Genomic DNA, 11,886 nt, shown 5'->3' with positions numbered 1-11,886 from the left:
GCGGACGCCGCGGTCAGATCTCCTCGGAGGGCTTGGTCGGGTCGAGCTGGCGGGGTTGTTCCTCCACCTTGGGGTGGTGCAGGTCGAAGGCGGGACGCTCGGAGCGGATGCGGGGGATCGAGGTGAAGTTGTGCCGTGGTGGCGGGCAGGAGGTGGCCCACTCCAGCGAGTTGCCGTACCCCCAGGGGTCGTCGACGGTCACCCGCTCGCCGTGCCGGGCGGTGTACCACAGGTTGTAGATGAACGGCAGGGTCGAGGCGCCCAGCAGCAGCGCGCCGGCCGAGGAGACCATGTTCAGGCCGGTGAAGCCGTCCAGGGGGCTGTAGTCGGCGTAGCGGCGCGGCATGCCGAGGGAGCCCAGCAGGTGCTGGACCAGGAAGGTGGCGTGGAAGCCGACGAACAGCGTCCAGAAGTGCCACTTGCCGAGCTTCTCGTTGAGCATCTTGCCGGTCATCTTGGGCCACCAGAAGTAGAAGCCCGCGAACATGGCGAACACCACGGTGCCGAAGACCACGTAGTGGAAGTGGGCGACCACGAAGTAGGAGTCGTGCACGTGGAAGTCCAGCGGCGGGGAGGCCAGGATGACGCCGGTCAGGCCGCCGAGCAGGAAGGTGACCAGGAAGCCGATGGCGAACAGCATGGGGGTGTGCAGCGCGATGTGGCCGCGCCACATGGTGCCGATCCAGTTGAAGAACTTCACCCCCGTCGGGACGGCGATGAGGAAGGACATGAAGGAGAAGAAGGGCAGCAGGACCTGGCCGGTGGGGAACATGTGGTGGGCCCAGACGGTCATCGACAGGCCGGTGATGGTGATGGTGGCGCCGACCAGGCCGATGTAGCCGAAGATGGGCTTGCGGCTGAAGACCGGGATGACCTCGGTGATGATGCCGAAGAACGGCAGCGCGATGACGTAGACCTCGGGGTGGCCGAAGAACCAGAACAGGTGCTGCCACAGCAGGGGTCCACCGGACGCGGGGTCGAAGATGTGCGCGCCGTACCTGCGGTCGGCCTCGAGGGCGAGGAGCGCTGCGGCCAGCACGGGGAAGGCCATCAGCACCAGCACGCCGGTCAGCAGCGTGTTCCAGGTGAAGATCGGCATCCGGAACATCGTCATGCCGGGGGCCCGCATGCAGATGATCGTGGTGATGAAGTTGACCGAACCCAGGATCGTGCCCAGACCGGACATCACCAGGCCCATGATCCACAGGTCCCCGCCGTACTGCGGGGAGAAGGTGGCGGTCGACAGCGGCGGGTAGCCGGTCCAGCCGAAGTCGGCCGCGCCGCCGTTGGTGAAGAATCCCGAGACCGCGATGAGCCCGCCGAACAGGAACAGCCAGAAGCTGACCATGTTGAGCCGGGGGAAGGCGACGTCGGGGGCGCCGATCTGCAGGGGCATGATGACGTTGGCGAACCCGGCGAACAGCGGGGTGGCGAACAGCAGCAGCATCAGCGTGCCGTGCATGGTGAACAGCTGGTTGTACTGCTCCTGGCTGACCAGCTGGATCCCGGGCTGGGCGAGCTCGGCCCGGATGATCAGGGCCATCACCCCGCCGATCACGAAGAAGCCGAACGAGCTGATCAGGTACATGTACCCGATCACCTTGTGGTCGGTGCTGGAGAGCCATCTGGCGAGGATCGAGCCCGGCGCGCTGTTGCGCGGCGCCAGTGGGGAGGTCGCCGGTTCGCCGGCGGACCGCTCCTGGATGGTGGTCATGAACTGATCTCTCCCTGGGCCGGGCAGGAGGTCGTGGAACCGCTCGTGCCCGACACCCGGTCGGAGGGGGGAAGCGGCACGGCGGGAAGGGGGAGCCGCCGTGCCGACGCACCGGATGCGGGGCGCGTGACGGCGGCGAGGATCTCCACGGGCTTTCAGGCCCCGAAGAACTGCGGGACGTGCATCATCCGGCTCACGTACCCGTGTCGATCCGCCCAAACAGACACGAGGTCGGTAATTTTTTGGTCACGGCGCCCGTGGAGAGGGCCACGGAGATCGACGAGCCGTCCTTTCGCCGGGTACGGCAGGTGGATCGAGGTGTCCTGACGGCCGGGCACGACGGCCGTGACCGGGCCGCGCTCTGGAACGTGCCTCCGGAGGGGGGGGAAGGGCCTGCCCGTTCGAACCGGCAGGTTTGAGATGCGACGCCCGGGTACGGGAGCGGCTCGGCAGGAGAGCGGCACGCGCCTCTCTGACGACGTACTCGAAAGGGATCGTGAATTGAGATCGTGTCCAGGCGCCGGCGGTCACGTCGCCGTGGCGCGCGGTGAGGCCCGCCTCGCCGCCGTCATCGGCCCCGGTGACCTCCCCGTCGCGGCCACGGGACGGCGTGCCTCTCGACCGGCCGGGCCCGGCGTGATCCTCGTGGACTCCATAGAGGTCATGACCGCCCCCCATACGCGCCCGCTTCCCGGACTGCGGTCCGGGCCGGGACGCCGCCACGCCGTACCCAAGGAGAGATCATGAACGCCACCACACGTAACAAGACCCGCCTCCAGACGGCCGCGATGGCCGTCGGAGTGGTTTTCCTGCTGGTGGGAGTACTGGGATTCATTCCGGGGATAACCACCAACTACGACAGCATGGAGTTCGCCGGGCACGAGTCCGAGGCCATGCTCCTGGGCATCTTCCAGGTGTCCATCCTGCACAACATCGTCCACCTGCTCTTTGGCATCGCCGGTATCGTCCTCTCCCGCACCTGGGGAGGCGCCCGTAACTACCTCATCGGCGGTGGCGTCGTCTACCTGCTGCTGTGGGTGTACGGCATGCTCGTCGGTCACGACAGCGACGCCAACTTCGTGCCGCTCAACAGCGCCGACAACTGGCTGCACCTGCTCCTGGGCATCGGCATGATCGCCCTGGGCGTGCTGCTCTCCCGCCGTAACACCGTCTCCCACCACTAGGAGACGAACCCCCGGCCCGGTCGGGGGCACGGCGGTGATGGGGGACGTTCCCGGACGGGAGCGTCCCCCGCCCCGTCCGGGGGCGAAGGCCCGCCCGGCCGCCGGGTCTCCCGCGCGGAGACCGGGCGTCCTCACACGAAGGGAATCTGACATGACCTCGGTCATCAAGAGCGTGGCCGCGGCGTCGGCGGGTCTGGCGGCCGCTGCGATCGGCCGGCGCCTGCTGTCCCGCAGGGCCACGCCGAACCCCGCCGAGTGGTACGCGCTCACCATCGAGTGCTCCCCGGAGGTCCTCACCGGGCCCGACCGCCCCGGAGAACTGGCGAGGCTGGTCGAGGAGCACGACGTGCGCTTCAGCGAGGCCCCGGGCGGCCGCGGGACCGAGGTGGCGGTTCGCACCTCGGAAGGCGCCCCCAGGGAACGGCTGCGCGCGGTCAAGCAGCTCATCGAGACCGGAGAGGTGCTCCGCGTCGAGGGCCAGACGGAAGGCCGCAGGACCCTGGCCGGGCGGACCGTGCTGCCGGGGGCCAAGCGGCTGATGAGGAGGGGGATCCGATGAAGGCCGTGTGCTGGACCGGTATCAACGAGGTGTCGGTGGAGGACGTCCCGGAGCCGGGGCTGCTCAACCGCCGCGACGCCATCGTCAAGATCATCGCAAGCGCCACCTGCGGCTCCGACCTGCACCTGATCGACGGGTACGTGCCGACCATGATGGCGGGCGACATCCTCGGCCACGAGTTCCTCGGCGAGATCGTCGAGGTCGGGCCGGACGTGCGCGACCGCCGGGTCGGCGAGCGCGTCGTGGTCTGCTCCATCATCGGCTGCGGCGGCTGCCACTACTGCCGCCAGGAGATGTACTCGCTGTGTGACAACAGCAATCCCAACCCCGGCTTCCTGGAGACGCTGATCGGTCACGCGACCGCGGGCATCTTCGCCTACTCCCACGCCCTCGGCGGGTACGCCGGCAGCCACGCCGAGTACGTGCGGGTGCCGTTCGTGGACGTCAACGCCTTCCCGGTGCCGGAGGGGGTGAGCGACTCCAACGCGGTGTTCGCCTCCGACGCCGTTCCCACCGGCTGGATGGGCGCCGACATCGGAGGCGTCGGCCCCGGTGACGTGGTCGCGGTGTGGGGGTGCGGCGGGGTGGGCCAGATGGCCATGCTCGCCGCCAAGCTGATGGGCGCCGAGCGGGTCATCGGCATCGACCGCTTCCCCGAGCGCCTGGCCATGACCGAGAAGCGGATCGGCGCCGAGACGATCGACTACGAGAAGACCGACCTGCTCGGCACGCTCAAGGAGATGACCGGCGGACGCGGCCCGGACGTGTGCATCGAGGCGGTCGGCATGGAGGGCCACGGCACCGGCGCGCAGTACGCCTTCGACCGGACCAAGCAGGCCCTGCAGCTGCAGACCGACCGCGGCCTGCCGCTGCGCCAGGCCGTCCACGCCTGCCGCAAGGGCGGGACGGTCTCGGTGATGGGCGTCTACCTCGGGTTCGTCGACAAGTTCCCCATGGGCGCGGTGATGAACAAGGGCCTCACCCTGCGCAGCGGCCAGCAGCACGGCCAGCGGTACATCCCGATGCTGCTCGACCGGATGGCCAAGGGCGAGATCGACGCGAGTCACCTGGAGACGCATCCGATGGGCCTCGACGGCGGTCCCCGCGGGTACGAGATGTTCAAGCGCAAGGAGGACGGCTGCGTGCGGGCCGTCTTCTACCCGGACCGGTAGGACGTGCAAGGGCCGGTCCGCCGCCGAGGGGGACCGGCCCTTCGCCGTGCACGGGGGTCCGGCACCCGCCGTCCCTCCCATGGCCCCGCCGTCCCGCGGTCCCCGCAGTCCTGCGGCCCCATCGGGCGAGAACGACCGGCCCGCCGGACGAGGAAACGGCCCGTCCCTCCCACGTTCAGGAGGGGCGGGCCGTTCGCCGTGCGCGGACGTTCAGCCCGTCTTGCCCATGGCCTGGCGGATCACGTCGCGGGCCCGATCCATCATCGCGACCGGGGTCCCCACCAGCAGGTTCTTGGTCGCCGACTCCACCCCGGCGTGCGGGTGGGTCGGCGCGATCGCCTCGGCCGCCTTCACCCCGACGGCCATGGCCCGGCGCTCGGCCTCGCTGGTCTGGGCGCGCAGCTGGGTGAACTCGTAGCGCTCCTCGCTGCGGGCGTGGGCCATGACCGCGGCCCGGAGCACCGCGAGGTTCGTCAGGAACTCCGGGTCGTCGGCACCGGCCTTGTCCATCGTCATGAGCAGCTGCTTGGCCTCGTTCTCCTCGGCCAGGCGGTCGTCCACCACCGCGTCACCGCCCTCGATCTTGCGGCGGGCGTAGGGGTGGACGATCTCCTCTTCGGCGGTCTCGTGCACCGCCAGCAGCCGCACCAGGCGCTGGAACGCCTCTGGCCTGTCCTCGGCGGAGGCCGTCTCGACCTCGTCGAACAGGTCCCGGATCAGCGAGTGCTGGGCGAGCAGCAGCTCCACCACGTCTTTCTCGTCCATCAGTTCAGGTGCCGTCTGACGGTCGGTCATCTGCTCCCTCTCCTTCGAGTACGGTCTGGCCGGTCCCGCGGGGCACGGAGACCCGTGCCGGAAGGAGACCGGATGTGATCGTGCCGTCCCGCACGGGGCGCCGTACGCGGGAGTCTCAGCCCTGCCCGCTCTCCTCCTTGCCGTAGCCGAGGGTCTCGGCCACGTCCGCGATGTTGGTGAAGGTCCGATCGGGCAGGGACCGCAGGGTGCCGAGCACCGTGTCGGGCGCGCCCTGCTCCTGGGCACGGCCGATCAGGGTGTCACGGTCGGTGGGGAAGACCCCGGCGCCGCTGACCCAGCGGGCCAGCTCGCTGCGGGCCTCCACACCGGCCGGGTCGATGCCGTGCGGGGTGCCCGGCTCGTGACCGGGGGCGTGCGATATCGGTGCCATGTCGCTCTCCTTCGATGTGATCACGGAGCCTTCCGCGCTTCAGCCGGGAAACGCTCAAGGCGGGTGTACAAGCTCAGCTTTTTTGTTTTCCTGTCATGTGTCCGGTGATTCCGTCCCGGTGGTCCTCGTTCCGGCGGACGGAATCTCCCCGTCGTGCGAACAGCCCCTTACCCTCTTCACGATGAGCAAACATCGCTGTCAGCGGCGGTCCCTGCGGGCTCATCCGGACGTGTCCTCGTCCCCGGAGGCGAGGTCCACCTTCTCCAGCGGGGTCACCGCGGGCCCCTGCAGGACGGCGCCGTCCACGCCGAAGCGCGAGCCGTGGCACGGGCACTCCCAGGAGCGTTCGGCCTCGTTGAAGCCCACCACGCAGCCCATGTGGGTGCAGATGGCGGACACCGCGTGCAGGGTCCCGGTCTCGTCACGGTAGACGGCGCAGCGCTTGCCGCCGTTCTTGACCACGGTCCCCTCTCCGGGGAGCAGATCGATCGCGTCCTGGGCGCCGGTGCCGGCGGTGGACAGGCGGTCGCCGACGAAGTGCTTGGCGACGGTGGCCTGTAGTTTGAGCGCGGGCCCGGCCTCGCGTACCGGGCGCAGCCGCCGCGGGTCGTACAACCCCGCCCACGGTGACCCGCCGCCGGTGATCAGCGTGCTCAGCAGCAGCCCCGACATGACGCCGTTGCTCATGCCCCAGCCGCCGAACCCGGTGGCGACGTAGGCGTGCTTGGCGCCGGGGTGCAGCGGGCCGACGAAGGGCACGCCGTCGGTGGTGTCGTTGTCCTGGGCCGCCCACCAGTGCGTGGGGCGAGCCCCGGGGAACCGTTCGACGGTCCACGAGCGCAGCCGTTCCAGCCGGTCGCCGACGTTGCCGGACCCGGGAAGGAACGACTCGCCGGTGACGATCAGCAGGCGCTGCCCGTCCTCGTACGGGGCGGTGCGGACCGAGCGCGTGCTCTGCTCGGTGGTGATGAACATGCCGCCGGGGTCCTGATCGGCCGGGATCGCGGCGGCGACGACCAGCTCGCGGTGCGGCTCCATCCGGGCGAACAGCAGGGAACGGTCGAAGATCGGATAGTGGGTGGCCACCACCACGTCCGTCGCCGTGACGGTCAGCCCCTCGGACGTGGTGAGGCGGCAGGGCGAGCCCTCCTTCAGGCCCACCACGCGCGTCCCCTCGAAGACGAGCGCGCCCATCCCGGTCATGGCCTCCGCCAGCGCGAGCAGGTAGGCGCGCGGATGGAACTGGGCCTGATCCTCCACCCGCACCGCGCCGGCGATCGGGAAGGGCAGCGAGCTCTCGGTCACGAACGAGGCCGGCAGCCCGGCCTGCTCGGCGGCCTCGGCCTCCGCCTTGAGCTTGCCGACCCCGTCGGCCGACTCGACGTAGGTGAGCGAGGGCACCCGTTCGATGTCGCAGTCGACGCCGAGCTCGGTGGCGGTGGCGATGAGGTGCGCGATCGCCTCCCGCTGCGAACGGGCGTAGAGGGCCGCGGCCTCCGGCCCGGCCGAGGAGGCGAGGTCGGCGTAGATCAGGGTGTGCAGGGCCGACAGCTTGGCGGTGGTGTTGCCGGTGACCCCGGCCGCGATCCGGCCGGCCTCCAGGACGGCCACCGACCGGCCGGCCCGGGCGAGTTCCCAGGCCGTGCTCAGGCCGGCGATCCCTCCGCCGACCACGGCGACGTCCACCTGCAGGTCACGATCGAGGGCCGGACAGGGCACTCCGGGCGCTGATTCCATCCAATAGGACTGCATGGTCATACCCGGGTGCGTGCCCTGACGGGCAGGGCGCAAACGACGCGCCGCCCGGCCCGCGCGGCACCTTCTCGCACGTCAGGGGTCGTCCGGGACGGGGCGGGCTCAGTAGGCGATGCCGACCGTCCGTCTGACGGTGGCCGGGTCGTCCAGCACGGCGAGCATCGCGTGGGCCAGGTCGGCGCGGGCGATCGTGCGGCCGGCGCGGACGCCGGAGCCCACCGCCAGCCGGTACCTCCCGGTCACCGGCCCGTTCAGCAGACGGGGCGGCCGCAGGACCGTCCAGTCGGTGTCGCTCTCGGCGATCGCCCGCTCCATCGCCCTGAGGTCGTCGTAGACCGGGCTCAGGACGGCCCGCACCAGGGGGGTGAGGATCCGGCGGTCGAGGAAGGGCTCACCCGGAGGTGAGGTGCCGAGGGGGGCCGCGCTCACCACGACGAGGCGGCGCACCCCGCACCCGGCCATGGCGGCCAGGATCCCGCGGGTGACCGGGGCGGCCACGCCGGCCTTGGCCTGCCCGCGGCTGCGCGCGCCCAGGCCGGAGAGCACGGCGTCCCGTCCCTCGATCGCCGGGCGGAGCGACCGCGGGTCGGTGACGTCGGCCGTGACGACCCGCGCGCCGGCGAGGTCGCCCGGCAGCCGGGCGGGGTCGCGCACCACCGCCGTCACCTCGTGACCGGCCTCCAGTGCCTGCCGGACCACCTCCTGGCCGGTGCCCCCCGTGGCTCCGCAGACGGTCAGCTTCATTGCGCCTCCATGTGGTTGGTGAGTGCTCACTAACCATTAGGGTGGGTGAACACTCACCATTCGTCAACCCGGGGGAGCACCCAGCATGAAGCCGACCCGGGTCCGCATCCTGGACGCCGCCGAGCACCTGATGCGGACCATCGGCCTGGCCCGTACGACCACCAAGGAGATCGCCCGCGCCGCGGGGTGTTCGGAGGCCGCCCTCTACAAGCACTTCGAGAGCAAGGAGGAGCTGTTCGTGCTCGTCCTGCAGGAGCGCCTGCCCCCGTTCGGCCCGCTCGTGGCCGATCTGGAGAGCGGTGGCATGGACGGCCGCGACGTCGAGGAGACGCTGGTGGAGGTCGCCCGGCACGCCGTGGCGTTCTACGCGTCGAGCTTCCCGATCGCCGCCTCCCTGTTCTCCGACCCGGTCCTGCTGCGCCGGCACGGGGACGAGATGGCCAGGCTCGGCAACGGCCCGCACCGGCCGCTCGACGCGCTCACCGCCTACCTGCGCGAGCAGCGCGCGGCCGGGCGGCTGCGCTCCGACGCCGACCCGGCCGCGGCGGCGGCGCTGTTCCTCGGGGCCTGCTTCCAGCGCGCGTTCCTGCACTCCTTCGCCGCGGGCCGCCCGCCCCTGGGCCCGGCCGCCCTGCCGGTCGACGAGTTCGCCGCCGGGCTCGCCCGGACGCTCCTGGACGGCCTGCGCTGACCGGCTCGCTGGACGGCTCGCGGTGACCGGTCCCGCGCCGATCCGGGCAGGATCGATCGGCGCGGGACCGGCCGGCCCGTGATCGCCGACCCGTGTCCGACGGAACGTCTCCGCGGGCGCCGGACCCTCTCCGTGTCCGACGGAACGTCTCCGCGGGCGCGGGCGGTGGTGCGGCGTGATCGCCCGGGGGCGGGGGCCGCGTGCCGGTGACGGGAGGGCGCGGGGCTGGGTGGGGGACGCCCTCCGCCGGTGACGTCGCGCCCGCCCGGGAAGGCCGCGCGCGTGGAAGGGCATGCGTACGTGAGGATTTCACGGCCGGGTCGCGGCTCCGATTGTTAGCGCTACCAGCAGGCGCGTCAAGGGGCCCGTACATCACGATTCAGAAAGAACTCCGGCTGAAGGGGGTGATTCCGCCCTCCTGGCAAAACCCCAGAAAAGGTGACTTCGCCGGTATTGACATGGTCGGTGTTATCGCAAACACTCTGGTAACCCCAGCGAAACATGACGAGGACCCCCATGACACCCAGTGCCGACAACGGCAAGGCGAGGACCAGACCGGCGGTGCTGGACGATGTCGCCGAGCTGGCCGGGGTCTCCGCCATGACGGTGTCCCGGGCGCTGAACGCTCCCGACAGGGTGCGCCCCGAGACCCGGGCGCGTGTCATGGCGGCGGTGAACGAGCTCGGCTACCGGCCCAACCCGGCGGCGCGCCAGCTCGTCACGGGCCGCTCGGGAGTCCTCGGTGTGGTCAGCTTCGACACCACCCTGTACGGGCCCGCCTCCACGCTCTACGCGATCGAGCAGGCGGCCCGGCAGAACGACTACGTGGTCAACATCGCCAGCCTCGGCACCCTGAACCGAAGGTCGATCGGGGAGGGGGTGGAGCGGCTGCACGCGCAGTCGGTCGACGGCATCGTCGTCCTGGCCCCGCACGAGTCGGCCGCCGACGGCCTGCGCCACCTCTCGTCAGGCCTGCCGCTGGTCGCGGTGGACGCCGGGGACGACATCCCCGTCCCCGTGGTCATGGTCGACCAGCGCGGCGGCGCCGTACGGGCCACCCGGCACCTGCTGAGCCTCGGGCACGAGACCGTCTGGCACCTGTCCGGCCCTCCCGACTGGATCGACGCCAGGGGACGGGTCGAGGGGTGGCGGTCGGTGCTGGAGGCCGAGGGACGGCCGGTGCCCGAGGTGGCGGCCGGTGACTGGAGCGCGCACTCCGGCTACCGGCTCGGCAGGCGCCTGGCCGAGGACCCCTCGGTCACGGCCGTGTTCGCGGCCAACGACCAGATGACCCTGGGGGTGCTGCGGGCCCTGCGCGAGGCGGGCCGGCGCGTCCCCGAGGACGTCAGCGTGGTCGGCTTCGACGACGTGCCCGAGGCCGCCTACTTCTGGCCGCCGCTGACGACGGTCAGGCAGGACTTCGGAGAGGTCGGACGGCACGCCTTCCGGCTGCTGATCGACCGCATCCAGGGCGCCGAGGAAGGAGGCCCGCGCATCGTGGAACCCGAACTGGTGGTCAGGGAGAGCAGCGGCCCCGCCCCTCACTGACGCTCCCGTACCGCCCGATCGGCCTCCGTTCCCTCCGTGCCGATCCGTCCCCCTTCCTCGCCGGTCCCGGACAGCGTCCGGGAGGCGACCTCCTCTTCGAGCTCTTCGAGAAAACTCCTCACCTCACTATCAGGAGAAGGTTCATGTTCAAGAAACTGCCCGCGGTACTGGCCGCGGGACTCATGGCCGTCGTGCTCACCGCCTGCGGTTCGGGCGGCGGGGACGCCGGCACCACCGGCGCGACCGCCCAGGGCGGCGGGTCCGACAAGATCACGCTCGGCTTCTCGCAGGTCGGCGCGGAGAGCGGCTGGCGTACCGCCAACACCAAGTCCGTCCAGGAGGCGGCCGCGGCGGCGGGCATCGACCTGAAGTTCTCCGACGCCCAGCAGAAGCAGGAGAACCAGATCAAGGCCATCCGCTCGTTCATCCAGCAGAAGGTCGACGTGATCGCCTTCTCGCCGGTGGTCGAGTCGGGCTGGGACACCGTCCTGAAGGAGGTCAAGGACGCCAACATCCCGGTCATCCTGACCGACAGGGCGGTCGACTCCAGCGACACCTCGCTCTACAAGACCTTCATCGGCTCCGACTTCGTCGTCGAGGGCAAGAAGTCCGGCGAGTGGCTGGTCAAGGAGTACGAGGGCAAGTCCGACCCGGTCAACATCGTCGAGCTCCAGGGCACCACGGGCTCGGCCCCCGCGAACGACCGCAAGAAGGGCTTCGGCGAGGCCATCGCGGCCGACCCCAAGTTCAAGATCATCGCTTCGCAGACCGGTGACTTCACCCGCGCCAAGGGCAAGGAGGTCATGGAGGCCTTCCTCAAGGCGCACAAGGACATCGACGTGCTGTTCGCGCACAACGACGACATGGGCCTGGGCGCCATCGAGGCGATCGAGGGCGCGGGGCTCAAGCCGGGCACCGACATCAAGATCATCACGATCGACGCGGTCAAGGACGGCATGCAGGCCCTGGCCGACGGGAAGATCAACTTCATCGCGGAGTGCAGCCCCCTCCTCGGCCCGCAACTGATGGACCTGGTCAAGAAGGCCGTCAAGGGCGAGCAGATCCCGCAGCGGGTGCTCACCGAGGAGACCACCTTCACGCCCGAGCAGGCCAAGGCGGTCCTGGCCGACCGTAAGTACTGATCGAGGGCGTACGACCGGACGGCGCCCGCACCGAGCGGGCGCGCGTACCGGACGACCGATGACCGCGGGGGGGGGGGGGGGGGGGGGGGGGGGGGGGGGGGGGGGGCGGGCCCCCGGGGGGGGGGGGGGGGGGGGGGGCCGGCGCGGGGGGCGGCGCGGGGGGGGCGCCCCCCCCCCCCCCCCCCCCCCCG

General features: G+C 70.9%; 11 protein-coding genes. 6 read left to right on the top strand and 5 right to left on the bottom strand.

Going from position 1 to position 11,886, the window contains the following annotated elements; translation table 11 throughout:
* Positions 1–13: 13 nt before the first annotated feature.
* On the bottom strand, positions 14–1,714 hold the full coding sequence (ctaD, locus tag ACIBCT_RS34010; protein WP_399195746.1) for a cytochrome c oxidase subunit I: 1,701 nt from the start codon (positions 1,712–1,714) through the stop codon (positions 14–16).
* Positions 1,715–2,457: 743 nt separating this feature from the next.
* On the opposite strand from ctaD, the gene ACIBCT_RS34005 reads away from it, so the two are divergent.
* From ACIBCT_RS34005 to ACIBCT_RS33995, 3 genes are all read left to right on the top strand, one after another.
* Positions 2,458–2,898 (top strand): DUF4383 domain-containing protein, encoded by a 441-nt coding sequence (locus tag ACIBCT_RS34005; RefSeq protein WP_399195744.1) that lies wholly within the window; start codon positions 2,458–2,460, stop codon positions 2,896–2,898.
* Between the two features lie 151 nt (positions 2,899–3,049).
* On the top strand, positions 3,050–3,457 hold the full coding sequence (locus ACIBCT_RS34000; RefSeq protein WP_399195742.1) for a hypothetical protein: 408 nt from the start codon (positions 3,050–3,052) through the stop codon (positions 3,455–3,457).
* A complete protein-coding gene (locus tag ACIBCT_RS33995) occupies positions 3,454–4,629 on the top strand; it encodes a zinc-dependent alcohol dehydrogenase (RefSeq protein ID WP_399195740.1) in 1,176 nt (391 codons plus the stop codon). Before ACIBCT_RS34000 ends, ACIBCT_RS33995 begins: the two co-directional genes overlap by 4 nt.
* A 210-nt stretch (positions 4,630–4,839) precedes the next feature.
* Here ACIBCT_RS33995 and ACIBCT_RS33990 read toward each other — a convergent pair whose 3' ends face one another.
* From ACIBCT_RS33990 to ACIBCT_RS33975, 4 genes are all read right to left on the bottom strand, one after another.
* Entirely contained in the window at positions 4,840–5,424 is a 585-nt protein-coding gene (locus ACIBCT_RS33990; protein ID WP_399195738.1) for a hemerythrin domain-containing protein, read from the bottom strand.
* Positions 5,425–5,539: 115 nt separating this feature from the next.
* The gene (locus tag ACIBCT_RS33985; protein WP_399195736.1) at positions 5,540–5,815 is read right to left on the bottom strand and encodes a DUF2795 domain-containing protein; all 276 of its coding nucleotides are present in this window, start codon (positions 5,813–5,815) and stop codon (positions 5,540–5,542) included.
* A gap of 219 nt (positions 5,816–6,034) precedes the next feature.
* Positions 6,035–7,552 (bottom strand): FAD-dependent oxidoreductase, encoded by a 1,518-nt coding sequence (locus ACIBCT_RS33980; RefSeq protein ID WP_399195734.1) that lies wholly within the window; start codon positions 7,550–7,552, stop codon positions 6,035–6,037.
* A 120-nt stretch (positions 7,553–7,672) separates the two neighbouring features.
* Positions 7,673–8,314: an NAD(P)-dependent oxidoreductase gene (locus tag ACIBCT_RS33975; RefSeq protein WP_399195733.1), complete on the bottom strand. Its 642-nt coding sequence runs from the start codon at positions 8,312–8,314 to the stop codon at positions 7,673–7,675.
* Between the two features lie 85 nt (positions 8,315–8,399).
* Here ACIBCT_RS33975 and ACIBCT_RS33970 point away from each other — a divergent pair, with 85 nt between their 5' ends.
* From ACIBCT_RS33970 to ACIBCT_RS33960, 3 genes are all read left to right on the top strand, one after another.
* Positions 8,400–9,005, top strand: coding sequence for a TetR/AcrR family transcriptional regulator (locus ACIBCT_RS33970; RefSeq protein WP_399195731.1), 606 nt, complete (start codon positions 8,400–8,402; stop codon positions 9,003–9,005).
* 516 nt (positions 9,006–9,521) lie between these two features.
* Positions 9,522–10,553: a LacI family DNA-binding transcriptional regulator gene (locus ACIBCT_RS33965; protein WP_399195729.1), complete on the top strand. Its 1,032-nt coding sequence runs from the start codon at positions 9,522–9,524 to the stop codon at positions 10,551–10,553.
* A gap of 143 nt (positions 10,554–10,696) precedes the next feature.
* On the top strand, positions 10,697–11,695 hold the full coding sequence (locus ACIBCT_RS33960) for an ABC transporter substrate-binding protein (RefSeq protein WP_399195727.1): 999 nt from the start codon (positions 10,697–10,699) through the stop codon (positions 11,693–11,695).
* The last annotated feature ends 191 nt before the right edge of the window (positions 11,696–11,886 follow it).

Origin of the sequence: Streptosporangium sp. NPDC050855, assembly GCF_044456585.1 — a bacterium.
Classification (GTDB): domain Bacteria; phylum Actinomycetota; class Actinomycetes; order Streptosporangiales; family Streptosporangiaceae; genus Streptosporangium; species Streptosporangium longisporum.
The sequence above is the reverse complement of the archived record's forward strand: the minus strand, read 5'-3'. Positions and strand labels throughout refer to the sequence as shown.